The 19,399-nt window shown below is 69.9% G+C and carries 19 protein-coding genes; 16 read left to right on the top strand and 3 right to left on the bottom strand.

Annotation, left to right across the window (positions count from 1 at the left end; genetic code table 11):
• Positions 1–14 precede the first annotated feature (14 nt).
• The 7 genes from HY049_14815 to HY049_14785 all read left to right on the top strand — a co-directional run bounded on the left by HY049_14815 (position 15) and on the right by HY049_14785 (position 8,421).
• Entirely contained in the window at positions 15–1,208 is a 1,194-nt protein-coding gene (locus HY049_14815; protein ID MBI3450173.1) for a deoxyguanosinetriphosphate triphosphohydrolase, read from the top strand.
• 41 nt (positions 1,209–1,249) lie between these two features.
• Entirely contained in the window at positions 1,250–3,145 is a 1,896-nt protein-coding gene (locus HY049_14810; protein ID MBI3450172.1) for a M61 family metallopeptidase, read from the top strand.
• A 19-nt stretch (positions 3,146–3,164) separates the two neighbouring features.
• A complete protein-coding gene (locus HY049_14805) occupies positions 3,165–3,953 on the top strand; it encodes an alpha/beta fold hydrolase (protein MBI3450171.1) in 789 nt (262 codons plus the stop codon).
• A complete protein-coding gene (locus HY049_14800; protein ID MBI3450170.1) occupies positions 3,950–5,671 on the top strand; it encodes a hypothetical protein in 1,722 nt (573 codons plus the stop codon). The genes HY049_14805 and HY049_14800 overlap by 4 nt, the downstream gene beginning before the upstream one ends.
• Before the next feature lie 296 nt (positions 5,672–5,967).
• The gene (locus HY049_14795; protein MBI3450169.1) at positions 5,968–6,993 is read left to right on the top strand and encodes a class I SAM-dependent methyltransferase; all 1,026 of its coding nucleotides are present in this window, start codon (positions 5,968–5,970) and stop codon (positions 6,991–6,993) included.
• Between the two features lie 84 nt (positions 6,994–7,077).
• Positions 7,078–7,419: a hypothetical protein gene (locus HY049_14790; protein ID MBI3450168.1), complete on the top strand. Its 342-nt coding sequence runs from the start codon at positions 7,078–7,080 to the stop codon at positions 7,417–7,419.
• Between the two features lie 81 nt (positions 7,420–7,500).
• Positions 7,501–8,421: a serine/threonine-protein phosphatase gene (locus tag HY049_14785; protein ID MBI3450167.1), complete on the top strand. Its 921-nt coding sequence runs from the start codon at positions 7,501–7,503 to the stop codon at positions 8,419–8,421.
• A gap of 12 nt (positions 8,422–8,433) precedes the next feature.
• Here the strand turns inward: HY049_14785 and HY049_14780 are convergent, their stop codons facing one another.
• Entirely contained in the window at positions 8,434–9,573 is a 1,140-nt protein-coding gene (locus HY049_14780; GenBank protein MBI3450166.1) for an ATP-binding protein, read from the bottom strand.
• A 142-nt stretch (positions 9,574–9,715) separates the two neighbouring features.
• Here HY049_14780 and HY049_14775 point away from each other — a divergent pair, with 142 nt between their 5' ends.
• From HY049_14775 to HY049_14760, 4 genes are read left to right on the top strand one after another with little or no spacing between them, the layout of a single operon-like run.
• On the top strand, positions 9,716–9,946 hold the full coding sequence (locus HY049_14775) for a helix-turn-helix transcriptional regulator (GenBank protein MBI3450165.1): 231 nt from the start codon (positions 9,716–9,718) through the stop codon (positions 9,944–9,946).
• Positions 9,943–10,164 (top strand): hypothetical protein, encoded by a 222-nt coding sequence (locus tag HY049_14770; protein ID MBI3450164.1) that lies wholly within the window; start codon positions 9,943–9,945, stop codon positions 10,162–10,164. The genes HY049_14775 and HY049_14770 overlap by 4 nt, the downstream gene beginning before the upstream one ends.
• A gap of 20 nt (positions 10,165–10,184) precedes the next feature.
• Complete coding sequence (locus tag HY049_14765; GenBank protein ID MBI3450163.1) at positions 10,185–10,400, top strand: hypothetical protein; 216 nt, start codon at positions 10,185–10,187, stop codon at positions 10,398–10,400.
• 3 nt (positions 10,401–10,403) lie between these two features.
• On the top strand, positions 10,404–11,168 hold the full coding sequence (locus HY049_14760; GenBank protein ID MBI3450162.1) for an MBL fold metallo-hydrolase: 765 nt from the start codon (positions 10,404–10,406) through the stop codon (positions 11,166–11,168).
• Between the two features lie 142 nt (positions 11,169–11,310).
• On the opposite strand, the gene HY049_14755 is transcribed toward HY049_14760, so the two are convergent.
• Both HY049_14755 and HY049_14750 read right to left on the bottom strand, forming a co-directional pair.
• The gene (locus tag HY049_14755) at positions 11,311–12,492 is read right to left on the bottom strand and encodes an ATP-binding protein (protein ID MBI3450161.1); all 1,182 of its coding nucleotides are present in this window, start codon (positions 12,490–12,492) and stop codon (positions 11,311–11,313) included.
• 74 nt (positions 12,493–12,566) lie between these two features.
• On the bottom strand, positions 12,567–13,277 hold the full coding sequence (locus tag HY049_14750) for an esterase family protein (GenBank protein MBI3450160.1): 711 nt from the start codon (positions 13,275–13,277) through the stop codon (positions 12,567–12,569).
• Positions 13,278–13,374: 97 nt separating this feature from the next.
• Here HY049_14750 and HY049_14745 point away from each other — a divergent pair, with 97 nt between their 5' ends.
• The 5 genes from HY049_14745 to HY049_14725 are packed head-to-tail and all read left to right on the top strand — an operon-like array spanning position 13,375 to position 19,397.
• On the top strand, positions 13,375–14,343 hold the full coding sequence (locus HY049_14745) for a hypothetical protein (GenBank protein MBI3450159.1): 969 nt from the start codon (positions 13,375–13,377) through the stop codon (positions 14,341–14,343).
• A 5-nt stretch (positions 14,344–14,348) separates the two neighbouring features.
• Complete coding sequence (locus HY049_14740) at positions 14,349–15,464, top strand: carboxylate-amine ligase (GenBank protein ID MBI3450158.1); 1,116 nt, start codon at positions 14,349–14,351, stop codon at positions 15,462–15,464.
• Complete coding sequence (locus HY049_14735) at positions 15,461–16,498, top strand: aminopeptidase (protein MBI3450157.1); 1,038 nt, start codon at positions 15,461–15,463, stop codon at positions 16,496–16,498. Before HY049_14740 ends, HY049_14735 begins: the two co-directional genes overlap by 4 nt.
• A gap of 11 nt (positions 16,499–16,509) precedes the next feature.
• Positions 16,510–17,784 carry a hypothetical protein gene (locus HY049_14730; protein MBI3450156.1) on the top strand — a complete coding sequence of 425 codons (1,275 nt, stop codon included), beginning with the start codon at positions 16,510–16,512 and terminating at the stop codon, positions 17,782–17,784.
• Between the two features lie 8 nt (positions 17,785–17,792).
• Complete coding sequence (locus HY049_14725) at positions 17,793–19,397, top strand: S8 family serine peptidase (protein ID MBI3450155.1); 1,605 nt, start codon at positions 17,793–17,795, stop codon at positions 19,395–19,397.
• Positions 19,398–19,399: the final 2 nt, after the last annotated feature.

Raw genomic sequence — 19,399 nt, 5'->3', positions numbered from 1 at the left:
AGCTTACGCCCATGATGGTACATCCGAAGAAGAAGGCCGCGCGTCCCAACCCCTCGAGGATCGCAGCCGTCGCCGAGATCGACCGCCTCGCGCCGTACGCGATGCGGGCGGAATCGACGCGCGGGCGCCGCCACCCCGAGAAAGAGCACCCCTTCAGGGGCCCCTTCCAGCGCGACCGCGATCGGATCATCCACTCGCGCGCCTTCCGGCGGCTCGAGTACAAGACGCAGGTCTTCGTCAATCACGAGGGGGATCACTTCCGGACGCGCCTCACGCACAGCATCGAGGTGTCGCAGATCGCGCGCACCGTCGCCCGCGCGCTCGGAGTGAACCAGGATCTCTGCGAGGCCCTCTCCCTTTCGCACGATCTCGGCCACACCCCCTTCGGCCACCTCGGCGAGGAGGTCCTCCACGCGCTGATGATCAAGCACGGGGGGTTCAACCACAACCGCCAGTCGCTCCGGATCGTCGAGTGGCTCGAGGACCGTTACCCCGAGTGGCCGGGGCTGAACCTCACGTACGAGGTCCGCGAGGGGATCGCCAAGCACTCCGGGCCGATCAATCTCAAGCTCGCGCCGGAGTTCGCCGAGTACGGCGCCGCGATCGCCCCGCCGCTCGAGGCGCAGATGATCGACCTCGTGGACGAGATCGGCTACAACCACCACGACGTCGACGACGGCGTGAGATCGGGGCTGTTGCCGGCTGATCGCCTCGCCGCCGACGTCCCGCTCTTCGGCGAGCCGTGGGCGCGCGCCCGGAAGGAATACCCGAAGGCCGCCGACCGGCAGATCGTCGCGGTCGCCCTCACGGGGATGATCGACTACCTCGTGACGGATCTCATCGAGACGTCGCGCCAGCGCATCCGGGCCGCCGGCGTCGCGTCGCTCGACGACGTGCGCGCGCACCCGTCGTGGCTCATCGGCCTTTCCGAGCGCGCGGCCGCGCGGAACGCCGCACTGAAGCGCTACCTCCACGAGCGGCTCTACCGGCATCACAAGATCGAGCGGATGAAGGACAAGTCGCGCCGGATGCTGAAGGCCCTCTTCGAGCGCTACATCGACAACCCGCGGCTCCTCCCCGAGTCCTTCCAGGAGCGGATCGCGCGCGACGGGAGGGAGCGCGTCATCTGCGACTACATCGCCGGCATGACCGACCGGTACGCCCTCGACGAGTACCGGCGGCTCTTCGATCCCGACGCGAAGCCTTGAGCGAGGGTTCCGCGCTCCGGGCCGCCTTCACAGGAGACACGATGATCGATCGAATCCGTGCCGCCGCGGTCGCCGCGGCCCTGGTCGCCGCCACCTCCGCGGCCGGCGCGCAGCCGGTCTCAATTTTCGTCGATGCGTCCGAGGCGCCGCGGAAGATCTTCCACGCGAGGCTGACGGTGCCCGTGGCCGCAGGGCCCGTGACGCTCCTCTACCCGAAGTGGCTTCCCGGCGAGCACGGACCGACGGGGCCGATCTCGGATCTGGCGGGGGTGAAGATCTCGGCCGGCGGGAAGGAGATCGCGTGGCGCCGCGACTCGGTCAACATGTACGCCTTCCACCTCGACGTGCCGGCGGGGGTCGCGTCGATCGACGTCGCGATCGACTTCCTCTCCCCGGCCGCGACGTCGGGCTTCTCGTCGGGGGCCTCCGCGTCGTCCCAGCTCGCCCTGCTGAGCTGGAACCAGCTTCTCGTGTACCCCGAAGGGGCGAAGGGGGACGAGATCCCGTATACGGCGTCGCTCCGCATCCCCTCGGGATGGAAGTTCGCGACGGCCCTCGGCGCCGGGAAGGAGTCCGCGGGGACGATCGAGTTCCCGACGGTGCCGTTGACCTCGCTCATCGACTCCCCCGTCCTCATGGGAGCGCACTTCCGCGTCTACCCGCTGGGTGACGATCTGGGGGCGGCCCACGAGCTGGACGTCGCGGCCGAGGACGAGGCCGATCTCGAGATGCCCGAGACCTGGAAGGCCGGGACGAAGGGGCTCGTCGCCGAGACGGGGGCCCTCTTCGGCGCGCGCCACTACCGGCACTACAACTTCCTCCTGACGCTGAGCGATCAGGTGGCGCACTTCGGCCTTGAGCACCACGAGTCGAGCGACGATCGCGTCCACGAGCGCACCTTTCTCGACGACGAGCCGCGCCTCATCCACACCGGCCTCCTCCCGCACGAGATGGTCCACTCGTGGAACGGGAAGTACCGGCGGCCGGCGGGGCTCAAGCCGGGGAGCCTCGATCAGCCGATGGAAGGCGATCTCCTCTGGGTGTACGAGGGGCTCACCCAGTATCTCGGGCACATCCTGACGGCGCGGAGCGGCTTCCTCACTCCCGAGCAGTACCGCGACAGCCTCGCGATCGTCGCCGCCGATCTCGATCACCGCGCGGGGCGCCAGTGGCGCCCCCTCGCCGACACCGCCGTCGCCGCGCAGATTCTCTACGGCACCGGCGGCGCCTGGACGACGTGGCGGCGGGGCGTCGACTTCTACGACGAAAGCGACCTCATCTGGATGGAGGCCGACACGATCATCCGGGAGAGGACGAAGGGGGCGAAGTCGATGGACGACTTCTGCAAGAGGTTCCACGGCGCCGCGGGCGGCCCCCCGGCGGTGAAGCCGTACAATTTCGACGACGTGGTCGCGACGCTGAACGACGTGACCCCCTACGACTGGAAGGGCTTTCTCAGATCGCGGCTCGACTCGACGGGGTTGAAGGCGCCGCTCGGCGGCCTCGAGGCGGCCGGCTGGCGCGTGGTCTACACCGACGCGATCTCCGAGCGCCTCGGCGCGATCGAGAAGCTCGACGAGATCGTCGCCCTCGACGACTCCCTCGGGATGACGCTCAAGAAGGGGGACGGAAGCGTCGTCGACGTCGTCCCCGGCCTTCCCGCGTACGCGGCGGGGATGGGGCCGGGGATGAAGATCGTCGCGGTGAACGGCCGGAAGTTCTCGAAGGACGTCGTCAAGGAGGCGGTGGCCGCGACGAAGACGTCGACGTCGCCGCTGGATCTCCTCGTCGAGAACGGCGAGTACTTCAAGACTTTCTCGATCGACTACCACGGCGGCGCGCGCTACCCGCACCTCGAGGCGATCCCGGGGAAGCCCGACGTGCTGGGCGACATCATCAAGCCGCACGCCGCGCGTCCCGCGGGCGCGTCGAAGTAGCGCGTCAGGCCCCGGCCCGGTGCCTCCCGAGAAGGTCGCGCGGGTCCACGGCTCCGCGATCCGCTACGTCGAGGCGGGGACGGGGGAGGCGGTCGTCCTCCTCCACGGCCTCGGCGGATCGCGCCTGAGCTTCAGCGCGAACCTCCGCGCCCTCTCGGCGCGCCACCGCGTCGTCGCGGTGGACCAGGTAGGCTTCGGCCGATCCGACAAGCCCCCCCTCGACTACACGTCGGCCACCTTCGTCGATCATCTCTCCGGATTCCTGCGCGAGACCGGGATCGACAGGGCGTCGCTCGTCGGCAACTCGCTCGGCGGGGAGGTCGCGATGCGCTTCGCCCTGAGGTGGCCCGGGCGCGTGGCCCGGCTCGTGCTCGTCGCGTCGGGGGGCATTCGCCACGATGAAGGGGCCGAGTGGGGGGAGGTCGATCCGACGCCGCCGACGATCGACGGGATGCGCGAGTTCCTCCTCTCGCTCTTTCACGACGCGGCCCTCGTCACCGACGATCTCGTGCGCCTCGCCTTCGAGAACCACGAGGCGTACGGGGACGCCGCGACGATCCGGCGCTTCCGCGATCGGCGCAAGCAGGACCAGCCCCTGCGGGAATCCGAGCTCGCCTCGATCCGGGCGGCGACGCTGATCGTCTGGGGTCGCGAGGATCGGCTCACCCCGCTCTCGCTGGGCGAGCGGCTCCACGACGCGATCCCGGGTTCGCGCCTCGCCGTGATCGAGCGATGCGGCCATCTCCCGCAGGTGGAGCGCGCGGCGGAGTTCAACTCCCTCGTCGCCGGATTCCTCGCCGAGCCATGACGCTGCTGCTCGCCGCGACGGCGGTCGTGGGAGCGCTCGGTCCCCTCGTCCTCACCGCCGCCGGGGCGCGCGTCCGGAGCCGCGCGCGACTTCCGGTTCCGCCTGCGCTGAAGCTCCCGATCGACTTCCTGATCGGCGCATGGGGGCTCGCCGTTCTCGCGCTCGCCGCCGGGCTCGCCGGGTGGTTCAGCGCGCCGGTCCTCGCCGCGATCGCGGGCCTCCTCGCGCTCGGCGGGAAGTGGCGCGGCAACGGGTGGCGGTTCCGGGAGCCGCTCGCCGTCGCCGTCCCCTCGGTCGTCTTGATCCCGGTGGCCCTCGCCCCTCCCTTCTTCTACGACGCGCTCGTCTACCACCTCGGGCTGCCGTGGCAGGCCCTTCGCGAGGGGAGGATCGCCCCGCACCCCGAGAGCGTCTTCGCCGCCTTCCCGCCGCTGGCGCAGCTCGTCGGCGCGCCGTCGCTCGCGCTTCACCTCACCGGCGTCCCCGCCCTTCTGCACCTCGCGAGCACTCTCGCGGCGGGGGCGATCGCCGCGTCGCTCGCGCGCCGCCTCGGCGCCCCGAGGGCGACGGCGTGGCTCGCGGGAAGCGGGCTCGCGCTCCTCCCCGCGGTGGCGCTCGTCCCGGGGCTTCCCGCGGCGGAGGGGTGGCTCCTCGCGCCGGTGCTCGCGGCCGTCGCGATGGTGATCTGGCGCAAGGAGTTCGGGCCGCGCGCCGCGCGCACGGCGGCGATCCTCGCCGGCCTTCTCTGCGGCGCCGCGTGCGCCGCGCGACTCCAGGGGATCGCGTGGAGCGCGATCGTCCTCGTCCTCCTCGCCGCCCGCGTGAGGAAGATGCGGCCGATCGCGCTCGCGGCTGCGGCGTGGATCTGCGGGAGCGCGCCGTGGTGGCTGAAGAACCTCGTCCTCCTCGGCGACCCGCTCGCCCCGATCGGCTGGCGCCGGGAAGGGATGGAGACGCTCTGGCGCGACGCGCAGAGCTTCACGGGAGTCACCGCTGTCCTCACCGCCCTCGCCCCCCACGCCGCGTACGCCGCCCCTCTCGCGCTCGCCGCGATCCTGGCCGTGTTCGCGCCGGGAGATCGACGCCCGGCATGGCTGTGCCTTCTCGCCGCCGCCGGGGCGACGGCGTGGGGCGCGACCGGAGTTCTGGCGCGCTTCCTCGAGCCGACGCTCGCGATTCTCCTTGTGGCGGCCGCTTCGGCAGGGCGCACGCGCGCGGGGAGATGGATCGGAGGCGCGGCGCTCGCGGTGTCGCTCGCGCTCGGGCTCGCCGCGACGGCGCGCGAGATGAGCCGCTGGGGCGGCGTCGCGATGGCCTTCGAGGAGTCGGGCTCGGACGTGGGGGGAGCCGTGACCAACAACCCGGCCGCGGCGTTCGCGGAGGCGGTGCGTCTCCCTCCCGCCTCCCGCGTTCTCTTCATCGGCGAGGCGCGGGGGTTCGGCTTCCCGAGGCCCTTCGTGGCGCCGTCGCAGCACGACGTGTCGCCCCTCCGCGAGCCGATCGAGACTCTTCCCGACGCCGTTGCGACGCGAGCGTGGCTCAAGGGGCAGGGGTTCACGCACCTTCTGATCAACTACGCCGAGCTGGGGCGGCTCTCGAGGAGCTACCCCGTCGCGCCGTGGCGCACAGAGGAAGGGAGGCGCCGGTTCCAGGCGCTCGTGGATCTCCTCGGCCCGCCGGTAGTTCAAAGCGGAGAGGTCGCGATCTTCGCGCTGTAGTGAGGCCCACCGGCGAGCCTCCGTCTCCTCCGGAAGCTTGCGGCGCGGAGCCGCGAAGGCGCGCCCCCCCAGATGGCCAGGTCGCCTTCGCGTCGGGGCTGGTGCTCCGCGCCGCCTTGCGGAGGGGATTCAGCAAGGCGCGTGCCCTCGCGCGTGCGGCGGACGACAGAGCGGAGGCGGGTCGTGACGCGCCGGCCTCGGGTCGTTTATTGCTCGGCGCGCGGGAAGTTTTCCCCGCCGCGCACCGGCTATAGTGACGCTCACTCTTCCATCCCATCCCGAACACGGAGGCCTCCATGCCGAACCCCGCCGCGCCCGGAGCACACCCCTCGCCGCAGCTCTTCTTCGACACGATCACCGCCTACCAGACGACGGCCGCGCTGAAGGGAGCGATGGATCTCGACCTCTTCACCGCGATAGGCGACGAGGCCATGACCGCCGCCGAGGCGGCCGCGGCCTGCCACGCCGACGCGCGCGCGATGCGCATCCTCTGCGACTATCTCGTCACGCTCGGGTTCCTCAACAAGCAGGCGGATCTCTACGCACTCACGGACGACTCGAAGATGTTCCTCGACCGCAAATCTCCCGCCTGTCTCGCGGGGACGCTCGGGTTCCTCCTCTCTCCGGGGATCACCGCGAACTTCGAGGACGTGGCGGCGGCGGTCCGCAAGGGAGGGACCGTGGCGCCCGAGGGGGGGACGATGTCCGTCGAGAACCCTGTCTGGGTGGAGTTCGCGAGGGCGATGGCCTCCATGATGGTTCCCGTCGCGAACGCCATCGCCGGCTTCGTCCCGGCGGCGCCCGGGAGGAAGCTCAAGGTCCTCGACATCGCCGCCGGGCACGGCATCTACGGGATCACCGTCGCCGTGAAGCACCCGGGGGCGGAGGTCGTCGCCGTCGACTGGCCGGGCGTTCTCGCGGTGGCGAAGGAGAACGCGCGCGCTCACGGGGTCGAGGGGCGCTACCGGACGATCGCGGGGAGCGCCTTCGACGTGGATCTCGGAAGCGGGTACGACGTGGCGCTCATCACGAACTTCCTGCACCACTTCGATCCGCCGACCTGCGAGATCTTCCTCCGGAAGATTCACGCCGCCCTCGCGCCGGGGGGAAGAGTCTTCACCGCCGAGTTCGTCCCGAACGACGACCGGATCACGCCCCCCCAGGCGGCACGGTTCGCCCTCACGATGCTGGTGGGCACCGACCGCGGGGACGCCTACACCTTCGCCGACCTCGATCGGATGTTCCGTGCGGCGGGATTTGGCGGCAGCGAGCTGCGCCGCCTCGACCCGCTGCCGAGCGCGGTCGTGATCTCGCGAAAGTAGGCGGCCGGCGGCCCTCGCGCGGGGAGTTTTCCGGCCCTATATTCCGCCGGCATCTGAACGGGGGAGTGGGGAGCGGAGGCATCGATGCCGAAGAAGCTCCTTCTGGTCGTCGTCGCGGCTCTGGCCGTCGTCGTCGGCCACAACATGATGACGTCCGGCTCGAAGAATCTCTCGCCGGACGAGCAGCAGATCGCCGCGCTCGAGTCACGGGTCCATGCGGCGCAGGACGCCATCTCGCGGGCGAGTCACTCCGCGGGGATGACCGGGATGGACGCGACCGCCGACGCCGACGCGGCGATGCACGATCTCGAGCGCGCCGAGAAGGAGATCTCCGCGCTGGGGGACAGGACCCACGACGCGGCGGTGCGATCCCGGTGCGAGCGGCTGATGGACGAGTCCCGTTCGGCGCGCGGCGCGAGGGACTGAGGGGTCACCAGCCGTACGCGGAGCGTCAGCGGAGGCGTAGACTCCTCATTCTGCGGCATTCTTCCGTGATAATCTGACCCCATGCCCGACCCGGAGGAGCTGGACACCGTACCGCCGCCGCTCCGCGAGACGCCGCCTGCCCGCGAGCCCGCGCCCCCCGAGCCCCCGCACGTTCCGGTGCACGTCGATTCCTTCGGCCTCTCCGATCGGGGGAAGCTCCGCGCGGACAACCAGGATCACTTCTACATGGCGCGGCTCGGAAGATTCTCCCAGACCGTCGCGACGAGCCTTCCCGCCGGAGAGCTTCCGGATCGCCTCGAGGACACCGGGCTCGTCGCCGTCGTCGCCGACGGGATGGGGGGGCACGCCGGAGGCGAGGTCGCGAGCCGCACGGCGATCGTCCTCTTCTTCCACCTCCTGTTCGACACCCCCGACTGGGTGCTGAAGGTGGACGACGCCAGCGCCCAGAAGATCCTCGACCGGGCCGCGAGCCGGTACCGGAGCCTCGACTCGCTCCTCGCGGAGCGCGGGCGCCTCGATCCCAAGTTGAAGGGGATGGGGACGACCATGACGCTGACCTACAGCATCGGCCTCGATCTCTTTCTCGCGCACGCGGGGGACTCGCGCGCCTACCTGTGCCGCGATGGCTCGCTGCGCCAGCTCACGCGCGATCACACGCGGGTGCAGGCGCTCGTGGACGAGGGGCTCCTCACGCGCGAGGAGGCCGCGACCCACCGGCTGCGCAACGTCCTCACCAACGTCGTCGGCGGGGGCGCTCCCCTCATCGACGTGGACGTGCACCGGGTCCCCCTCGAGATCGGGGACGCGGTCCTCCTCTGCTCCGACGGGCTCCACGGCGTGGTGAAGGACGAGGAGATCGCCTCGATCCTGGGCTCCTCGGCCGCGGCCGAGGCGGCGTGCCGCGCGCTGGTCGCTCTCGCCCTCGAGCGCGGCGCCCCGGACAACGTGACGGTGGTCGTCTCGCGGTACGAGACGCCCTGAGGGCGGGCGGGACTAGGCCGCGTCCGCGCCAATCTCCTCCGGGCTGCACACCGACATCTGGAGCGCGCCGAACTTCTTTGCGTAGGCGTGACCGTCGCGCGGGGTGACGAGATAGTTCCGCCCCTTCGGATAGTGGGAGCGGAACAGCTCCAGGGACGCATGGTTGAAGTCGGCGGCGCTCCACTTGCACTCGACGGCGTCCACGCGGTCGCGCGGGCGCTCGATCACGAAGTCCACCTCGCGACCCGCCTTGTTCCGCCAGTAGCGAACCGGCAGATCGGGGAAGTGCGCCTGGAGATGCTCCAGCACGAGGTGCTCCCACAGCAGGCCGTGCTCCGCGGGGCGCAGCGGATCCCAGCCGCGCGCGAAGCTGACGAAACCGGTGTCGAAGCCGTAGACCTTGGGCATCCTCACCAGCTCCTTCTGGCCGCCTCCGTGGAAGGGGCGGACGAGCGTGATGGCATGGGTGATCTCGAGGGCACGCAGATGGCTCTCGACGGTGGGCCGCGAGATGCCGAGGGCGGCCGCCGCACGGCTCTTGTCCATTTGCCCGCCGCTCTGGCGCAGGACGTACTCGAAGAGGGCGGTGAATCTGTTGACGTCGCGGAAGGCGAACAGTCGTTGGATGTCCCTCGCGAAGAACGAGTCGATCCACTCCCGGTAAAGAGATGGCGCCTTGGCGTCGGCGAGGAGCGCCTGCGGCAGTCCTCCGTGGTAGAGGCGCCTTGGCAGCGTCACCCCGAACGCGGAGAGCTCGCTCCACAACGCGGGCACGAGGTGCACCTGCCGTTTCCGGCCCGCAAGGGTGTCGCGGAACTTCCTGCTGGCGGCGAGCGTGGAGGACCCGGTCGCCAGAATCCTGAGCCGCGGGAACATGTCGGCCCCGACTTTCAGGACCCGGCTCGGGTCGCGCAGCTGATGGATCTCGTCGAAGACGACGACCGGCGCGGAGCAGTTTCGGTAGAAGAGGGCGGGATCGCGAACCATCTCCTCCACGGCCGGCAGGTCGCAGTTGAGGTAGAGGGTTCGCCCGGCGTCGAGGCCCCGCGCGAGAGTCGTCTTGCCGGAGCGTCGCACCCCCGAGAGCCAGGCGATGGGGGCCTCACGCCAGGCGTCTTCGATGCGGGCGGTCCAGAACGGTCGATCAATCATGGAACCATACTTTACATTTAGACCGACCATGCGTCAAGTATAGATTCTTTGCAGCGGAGCTCATCGCGCGGAGGGATGGCGCCCTTCCAGCGCGTCGGAGACAAGTCGGCTTGACACGTGGCCTCTCCCGCCGTACGATACAATGGAAAGTGAGCTTGTCATGGCGCCCAGAGTCACGAATCGAATCAAGGAGCTCCGCACCGATCGCGGATGGACCCAGGCGCAGCTCGCCGACGCCGTCGGGGTCTCGCGGCAAAGCATCAACTCGATCGAGTGCGACCGGTACGTGCCGAGCCTCCCCCTCGCGCTGACGTTCGCGCGAGTTTTCGAGCTTCCCGCCGACAGGATCTTCACCCTGGAGAAGAAGAGATGAGGATTCCCATCCTCGGCATCATGATCGATGAGCGCTTCCTCGAGCACCGGCGGCGCTCCACGAGCCTCGGCGGGATCGCCGGGGGGCTTGTCGCCATGTCGCTGTTCGCCTGGCGCTGCTACTTCGACCACGTCGTCGCCTGGGACCTGCTCGCCGTCGGGGTCACCATCGCCGTGGTCAAGCTGGTGGTTCTGACCTGGTATCTACTGACCGACTGATCGTAACGGGGGGACTCGAGATGCTGCTTCGGACGCGCACCAACGGCGCCAGGCGCCTCCTGATGATCGGCATGAGCTTCCTGGCCCTCGCCAACGTCTGGCACCAGTTCCTCGTGCCGGTGAGCTCCGTCGGGGCGGGTGCGGCCGACGGCATCTTCGGGTTCCTGATGGGGATCTCGATCGGCTGCAACCTCGTGAGCGTGATGCGCCGCCGCGGCCCGCGCGAGGAGGCCTAGGCGATGCGCATCACGATGATCGGGCATTGCACCCTTCTCCTCGAGGGGGCTGGGACGAGGCTCGTCACCGACCCGTTCTTCGGAACCTGGGGCCACGTCGCGTACGCGCGGCGGCGGCCACCGGCTGTGACGCGGGAGGGAGTGGGCGCCGTCGACGGCGTCCTCCTCTCGCACGGCCACTGGGATCACACCGACCGGAAGTTCCTGCGGCGTCTCGACGCCTCGATCCCGGTCCTCGCCCCCGCGGGAGCTTCCATCGTGATGAAGCTGAAGGGGGCGCGTCACCTCGTGCCCATTGGGCGGTGGGAGTCGGTCAAGATCGGCGCCGCCGTGGTGACCGCCGTGCCGGCCGTGCACCTCGCGATCGCCCTCGGGTACGTCGAGCAGGTGGAGAGCCTCTGCCTCTACTTCTCGGGGGACACCTATCACCGGCCGTTCATGGCCGAGATTGCGCGCCGGTTCCGGGTCGACGTCGCCCTGATGCCGGTGACGACCTTCCGGGCCCCCATGACGATGGGAGAGCGCGGCGCCGTGGCGGCGGCGCGGGATCTCCGGCCGGCGACAATCATCCCCATCCACCTCGGCATCGAGCCCCGATCTCCGCTGCTGCGGACCGGTCAGAGCGTTGCCGGCTTCACGCGTCGTCTGCGGGAGGCCGGGCTGACGTCCGAGGTCGTCCAACTGGCGGAGGGGGAGAGGTGGGAGTCCGGCGGGGAGGCGCCCACCGCGGGCGGGGAGCGAGCGACGACGGCTCTCGCGGGCCGTTAGGGGACGAACCGCCTGAGGTTGTTGCGCCAGAAGGGCCAGTCGTGGCCGAAGGCCCCCTGCCAGATCTCGCTCTCGAGCGCGGCGCCCCGGACAACGTGACGGTCGTCGTCGCGCGGTACGAGACGCCCTGAGGGGGGCGAGTCTAGAGCCGAAGGAGGCTCCCGGGTCGACGCAGGAGTTCATCGGCAGGCAGCGCCAGGACCCCCTCTCCCAGCGAGTAGCGCTCGCCGCCCCGATAGACCACGTATCCGCGCTGCAGATCCAGGTCACGCATGCACCGCTTCAGTCTGGATGCGTCTTCCCGGGACGGCGACGAGTGCAACTTGATCTCGAAGGCCACGTGCTTCAATCCCATGTCGATGACGAGATCGACTTCATCCCCCACGGCGGTGCGCCAGAAGAACGGCTGGCTTCCCGGCGCCAGGCGCTGGCAGGCCGAGACGATCTGATCGATGACGAACGCCTCGAAGCTCAGCCCGCGGCCGGGATGCGCGTCGAGCACGCTGGAGGAGCGAATGCCGAGGAAGTAGTGCAGGAGTCCCGTGTCTCTGAAGTACAGCTTCGGGCTCTTGACCAGTCGCTTGCCGACGTTGGCGAAGAAGGGAGGCAGTTTCCTGATCAGGAACGCCTGCTCGAGGATGTCCACGTAGCGATTCACCGTGTGGTAGCTCACGCCGAGCGACTGCGCGATCTGTGAGGCGTTCCACAGTCCTCCGTTCGCGTGCGCGAGCATGGTCCAGAGTTTCCTCATCTGCGGGGCCGACACTTCGATGCCAAGCCCTGGAAGGTCCCGCTCGATGAACGCACGCGTGTACGCTTCGAGCCAGTCATGGCGCCGTTCGTCGTTCGGCTCAAGCAACGCCTCCGGGAATCCTCCCCGGAACCAGAGCGCGGCGAGGCCGGCCTTCCCGAGACGCCGGCTCACCTCGTCCAGACGGAACGGCGGCAGATCCAGAAACGCGATGCGGCCGGCGAGGGACTCCGAGATGCCGCGCACGAGCGAAGGCGAAGCCGAGCCGAGCAGCACGAAGCGACCGTTCCTTCGCCGCCGCCGGTCGATCGCCCCGCGCAGAATCTGAAAGATCTCCGGCAGGCGCTGAGCTTCATCGAAGATGATCCGATCGCCAAGTTGCGCAAGGCGCGCCTCGGGATCGGCGGCGAGCGCGGCCACGTCGCGCGGCCTCTCCACGTCGAGATAGCTCCACCCGGGGAGCGCCTGCCGGATGAACGTCGTCTTGCCGCACTGGCGCGGCCCGAGCACCGCCACCGCGGGAAAGCGGCGGAGGAGCCGCAGGAGGGGCGTCCTGTACGCACGGGCCAGCATGCCTTGCAATATAGAAGCCTTAGTTCTAATTTGCAACAGAGGCCATGGCGTGGTGGCGGGAAAGGTCGAGGCCCCTACGGCACGAACCGCCTGAGGTTGTTGCGCCAGAAGGGCCAGTCGTGGCCGAAGGCCCCCTGCCAGATCTCGCAGTGGACGGGGATTCCCTTCGCCGAGAGGAGCGCCGCGAAGTCGCGGTTCGCCTGCACGAGGTGGTCGTGCTCTCCCGTGGCGACGACGACGCCGAGACGGCTCACCTTCGACACCCAGTCCCCGTCGTAGTTCGGCACGTAGGCGACGGGGCAGTGGAAGTAGCAGAGGTCGTCCCAGTACCCGTCGAGAAAGCGGTGGATGTCGTAGACGCCGGAAAAGGCGACGACGCGCCCCGCCATCTCGGGGTGGCGGAACGAGAAGTTCACGGCGTGGTAGGCGCCGAATGACGCGCCGAAGACGACCGGGTCGTCGCGCTGGGCCTTGTTGCGGATGAGCGGGATGACCTCGTTCGCGAGGTAGCGATCGTAGGCGTCGTGGCGCCTGACGCGATCGGCCGGATGGGCGCCGCGGTTGTACCACGACTCGCCGTCGACGCCGTCCACGCAGGCGACCTGGATCTCGCCGGAGTCGATCTTGTCGGCGAGCCCCGAGATGAGCCCGTTGTCCTCGTTCTGCGTCGCGCTGCCGAGCGAGGTCGGGAAGGCGAGGACGGGTCGCCCCCAGTTCCCGTACCAGATCACGTCCATCGGCCGTCCCAAAGACGGCGAATCCCAGCGGTGGCGCTCGCGGATCAATCTCACCTCCCCGGCCGTGACGGCGTGGCCTCCGCGCCGCGGTTCGGGGTATATTACCCGTTCACCATCCGAGAGTTCGACGGGGAGGAGAAGGGACGTGGCGGATTCCGTCCGGAAGATCGGCATTCTCTACGGCATGGAGCGGAGCTTTCCGCCCGTGCTGGCCGACGCCCTCAACAGGATGGGCGGGGGTCGCGTCGAGGCGTCGCCGGTGAGGATCGGCGCGCTGCGGCAGGACGTCCCGGCGGAGTACCACGTCATCCTCGACCGGATCAGCCACGAGATCCCCTTCTACCGCACGTACCTCAAGGCGGCGGCCGCGACCGGGACCGAGGTCGTCAACAACCCCTTCTGGTGGAGCGCGGACGACAAGTTCCTCAACAACGTCATCGCGCGCGCGGCCGGAGTCGCCGTCCCCCGGACGGTGCTCCTCCCGCACAAGGCCCACCCGCCCAACACGTCGGACGCGTCGTTCTCGAACCTGACGTACCCCCTCGACTGGAACGAGATCTTCGACCACCTCCGCTTCCCCATCTTCATGAAGCCGGCGAACGGGGGCGGGTGGCGCGACGTGTACAAGGTGGATGACCCGATCGGCTTCTTCAACGCCTACGATCAGACGCACACGCTCTCGATGATGGCCCAGGAGGCGATCGAGTTCTCCGAGTACTACCGGTGCTACGTCCTCGGCCGGAACCGCGTGCACGTGATGCGGTACGACCCGAAGGCGCCGCCGGAGCGCCGCTACGTGCAGGACGCGCCGCCCACGGAGAAGTCGCTCCTCGCGCGGATCGAGAGGGACTGCGTCACGCTCTGCACCGATCTGGGGTACGACTTCAACACGGTCGAGTTCGCGGTGCGGGACGGCGTTCCCTACGCCATCGACTTCATGAACCCCGCCCCCGACTGCGACGCCGCTTCCGTCGGCGCCGCCAACTTCGACTGGATCGTGAGGAACGCGGCCGAGCTCCTGCTCGACCGGGCCCTCAAGCCGCGGCCCATCGAGACGGCCGGCGCGTGGCCCCGCCGCGCCCCCCGCGCGGCGTCGCCCGCGCCGCGCGTGTAGCCAGGATGGCGCCTCGCCCGTCCTTCACCATCGGCATCGAGGAGGAGTTCCAGGTCATCGACCCGGAGACGCGCGAGCTGCGCTCGCACGTCTCCGAGATCTTCGACCAGGGGCGCAAGGTGCTGAAGGAGCGGATGAAGCCCGAGCTCCACCAGTCGGTCGTCGAGATCGGCACCGAGATCTGCAAGGACATCCAGGCGGCCCGCCGCGACGTCACCGCGACGCGCTCGTACCTGGCGCGGCTCGCGCGCGAGAACGGTCTCAGGATCGCGGCGGCCGGGACGCACCCCTTCTCGCACTGGTCCGCCGTCGCCATCACGGGGGGGAACCCGCGCTACGAGAAGCTGATCGCCGACCTCCAGGTCGTCGCGCGCGCGAACCTCATCTTCGGCCTCCACGTGCACATCGGCGTCGAGGACCGCGAGCAGCAGATCAAGATCATGAACGCGGCGCGCTACTTCCTGCCGCACATGCTGGCCCTCTCGGTGAACTCCCCCTTCTGGCTCGGCCGCGACACCGGGTGGAAGTCCTACCGGTGCAAGGTCTTCGACAAGTTTCCCAGGACCAACATCCCCGAGTTCTTCGAGTCGTACAGCGACTACCGCGGGTTCGTGGACCTCCTCACGAAGACGAACTGCGTCCTCGACGGACGGCAGATCTGGTGGGACCTGAGGCCTCACGAGGTCTACCCGACCCTCGAGTACCGGATCTGCGACATCCCGATGCGCGTCGACGAGACGATCGCCATCGCGGCGCTCTTCCAGGCGATCACGGCGAAGCTCTGGCTCCTCGGCAGCGGCAACCTCACCTTCCGGCACTACCGGCGTGCCCTCATCCAGGAGAACAAGTGGCGGGCGGCGCGGTGGGGGGTGAGCGACAAGCTGATCGATTTCGGCAAGGAGGAGGAGGTCCCCACGGCGGCGCTCGTCCAGGAACTCCTCGGGTTCGTGGACGAGGTGGTGGATGATCTGGGCTCGCGGCAGGAGGTCGCGTACGCGCTGAAGATCCTGGAGAACGGCACCGGCGCCGATCGGCAGCTCGCGGTCTTCGAGCGGACGAAGGACCTGCGCGCGGTGATGGACTACGTCGTCCGAGAGACGGAGAACGGACTCAACGTATGACCGACTGGGCGCACGTCCCCTACGATCCCGCCTTCGTTCCCGGCGCGAAGAGCGCCGTCGCCACGTGCCTGAGGGTCCAGCCCGGGGAGCGCACCGTGCTCATCACGGACCAGCTGTGCCTCCCGATCGGCGCCGCCCTCCACGAGCAGCTCCTGGCCGCCGGGTCTACGGTCGATCCCTTCATCCTCGAGGAGGCGGGGTGGCGCCCGCTCGCGAAGTTACCCGACGTGATCGGCGAGGCGCTCGAGAAGGCCGACGTCAGCGTCTTCGCCGCGAGCGCGCAGGAAGGGGAGCTCAGATCCCGCATCCAGATGACCTCGATCGTGAACCGGAGGAAGATCCGCCACGCGCACATGGTGAACATCACGCCGCGGATCATGGTCGAGGGGATGCGCGCCGATTTCGCGAAGGTGGACGCCCTCTCGCGCTGGGTCCTCGAGAGGGCCTCGCGGACGACGAAGCTGACGGCCTCGACGCCGGCGGGGACGCACTTCGTCGCCACCTTCTCCCCGAGCCTGAAGTGGCTGAAGACGTCCGGGATCATCAGCCGCGAGAAGTGGGGGAATCTCCCCGGCGGCGAGGTCTTCACGGCCCCCGCGCGCGTCGACGGCGTCTACGTCGTGGACGGGGTCCTGGGCGACTGGCTCGCCCCGAAGTACGGCGACATGCAGGCCCACCCCCTGCGCGTCGAGATCGAGGACTCGCGCATCGTCGCGGTGGCCTGCGATCGCCCCGAGATCATCGCCGACTTCGAGGCGTACACGGCCACCGACGCCAACTCGAACCGCGTCGGCGAGCTCGCCCTCGGCACCAACCTCGCGGTGAAGGACGTGATCGGCCAGATCCTCCAGGACGAGAAGCTCCCCGGGCTGCACCTGGCCTTCGGCCACCCCTACGCCGAGCACACCGGAGCCGACTGGAAGTCCTCGACGCACATCGACATCGTCGGGCGGCACTTCGACGTCGAGCTGGACGGCGTGCCGATCATGAAGAACAGCCGCTACCTCGTCGACTACGACACCCTCGAGGTCTAGCGGCGCGGCGCATGGACCCCCACCTCCGGCCCATCTTCAACCGCGGATTCGACGCGAGCCTGTACGCGCGGATGGCCGCGCTGATGGACGCGCGCCTCGCCACCCCCCGGTTCGAGTTCCGGCTCGCCGAGACCCCCGTCTTCCTCCCCATCGACCTGCGCGCGCGCTGCGAGATGACCGCGCTCGAGATCCTCGACATCATCCGGCGCCCCGACGTCATCGCGAGGTGCCGCGCCGCCGTCCCGGCGCGCTTCGACGCGCCGCGCCCCGACGCGCTTCCGCACTTCCTCGCGATCGATCTCGCCATCTGCCGGGACGCGTCGGGGGAGTTGGTGCCGCGCCTCATCGAGCTGCAGGGGTTCGCGTCGCTCTACGGGATGCAGCTCGTGCAGGGGGAGATCTGGGGGGAGGTGGCCGCGGGGATTCCGGGGATGCCGCCCGCCTTCACGAACCTCTTCTCGAACCTGGGGCGGGAGTCGTACGTCGAGCTGCTGCGCCGGACGATCATCGCGGACGCCGATCCGGCCGAGGTCATCCTTCTCGACCTCGATCCGGCGAGCCAGAAGACGCGTCCGGATTTCCACGCCACCGCCCGGCTCCTCGGGGTGCGGGCGGTCTGCGTCTCGGAGCTGACGCGCGACGGGCGCCGCCTCTTCGCCCCCGCGGAGCCCGGGAGCTCGAGGAGGGTCCCGGTCCGCCGCGTCCTCCACCGCATCGTCTTCGACGAGCTGGAGCGCAAGCCCGTGAAGCTGGTCTTCGACTACCGCGACGACCTCGACGTCACGTGGATGGCGCACCCGAACTGGTACTGGATCTGGTCGAAGTACACGCTGCCGTTCATCGATCACCCCGCGGCGCCGAAAACGTGGCGGCTCGGCGATCTCGATCCCCTGCCGAAGGATCTGTCGCGGTTCATCCTCAAGCCGATCTTCTCGTTCGCGGGGCAGGGGGTGCGGGTGGACGTGGACGCGGCGACGATCGAGGCGATCCCGCCGGCCCGGCGCGGGGAGTACCTCCTCCAGGAGAAGGTCGAGTACGCCCCGGCGCTCATCGCCCCCGACGGCACGGGGGTGAAGGCCGAGATCCGGATGATGTTCCTGCGGCCGGACGACTCCGACCGGCTGATCCTGGCCATCAACCTCGCGCGCCTCTCGCGCGGCAAGATGCACGGCGTCGATCACAACAAGGGGCTCGACTGGGTCGGCTCCTCCGTCGCCATCTGGCCGTCGGGCGCCGGGGAGCGGGCCGCGCTGCCGGAAACCCCCTCCCTGCGCCGCGCATCGTAACCCTCGAGATGAAGCGAAGGCCGGACACCTCACCCTGCCCGCTCTGCGGGACGCGCGCGACGAAGTCCGCGCTCCGCGAGGCGGGATGGCTCGCCCCGGAGATCGCCTCCCGCGTGGCGCGCGAGCACCCCGACTGGCGGCGCGAGGACGGGGCCTGCCCCGCCTGCGTGCAGGAGATCCTCCTGCGCACCCTGCTCGAACGGGGAGACGCCGCGCTCCACGCGACGATCCAGCAGTCCTGGCCCCTCGACTCGGAGGCGGCCTTCGGCGTCCTCCCGACGCCGCTGCGGCTCCACGCCGATCCGCGCTACACCGGGTCGGGGGTGACGATCGCCTTCGTCGACTCCGGCTTCTACCCGCATCCCGATCTCGTGGAGCCTCTGAACCGGATCCGCGCGTGGGTCGACGCCGCCGACGAGCCGGTGCGCGAGCGGCGCTTCGATCCGGCGACCGCACCGCGATGGCCGGGTTGGGACGCCGCCTCCGCGCCGCAGTGGCACGGCACGATGACCAGCGGGTCGGCGGCCGGCAACGGGAGGCTCAGCCGCGGCCTCTACCGCGGCCTCGCGAGCGAGGCCGACGTCGTGCTCGTGCAGGCGCGCGGCGCCGATGGACACATCGGCAACGCGGCGATCACCCGGGCCCTGAAGTGGCTCCGCGCGAACGCCGCCGATATGAATCTGCGGGTCGTCAGCATCTCGCTCGGCGGCGATCCGATCGACCCTCTCGCCGGGAACGCGGTCGACGAGGAGGTCGCGGCGCTCGTGGACGCGGGGGTCTCGGTCGTCGTCGCGGCCGGCAACGACGGGGCGCGGCGCCTCGTCCCCCCCGCGACGGCCCCCCGCGCGCTCACCATCGGCGGCCTCGACGACAAGAACACCTTCGACCACCGCGAGGTCGAGCTATGGCACGGCAACTACGGCGAGGCGGCCGGCGGGGCGGCGAAGCCGGAGCTGGTCGCGCCGAGCATCTGGGTGGCGGCCCCGGTCCTTCCGGGGACATCCGTCGCGAAGGAGGCGAAGGGGCTCTTCTCGCGGCGCGCCGCCGGCGACGCGGCGGCCGAGGGGCGGATCGCGGATCAGAAGCTCGTCACGCCGCACTACCAGCACGTGGACGGCACCAGCTTCGCCGCGCCGCTCGTCGCGAGCGTCATCGCGTGCATGCTCCAGGCGAACCCGAAGCTGACGCCGAAGGTCGTTCGCGACGTCCTCCTGAAGGCGGCGAGGCCGGTCCCCGGCGCGCCCAAGGAGCGGCAGGGGGCCGGGGCGGTGGACGCGGGGCGCGCGGTCGCCCTCGCCCTCAGGGAGCAGCATGGGGCGCTTCGCGGCCGCGCCCTCTCGCCCGTCGTGACCGCTCAGGGGATCGATTTCACGCTTCACGATCACGACGTCCGCGAGGTCTGGATCCTCGGGAGCTGGGACGCGTGGAAATCCCCCGGCCTCCGCGCGCGCCTCCTCGAGCCCGGGCTCTGGCACGCGCGCGTCGACCCGCTCCCGCCGGGGCGGCACCTCTACAAGTTTCTCCTCGACGGCACGCGCTGGCTCGACGACCCGGACAACCCCGAGAAGTCCCCCGACGGGTTCGGCAGACTGAACAGCGTGCTGGCGGTCTAGAC

The sequence above is a fragment of the Acidobacteriota bacterium genome (genome assembly GCA_016195325.1).
Lineage (GTDB): Bacteria > Acidobacteriota > Polarisedimenticolia > JACPZX01 > JACPZX01 > JACPZX01.
This window is presented reverse-complemented; position numbering and strand designations above follow the sequence as displayed.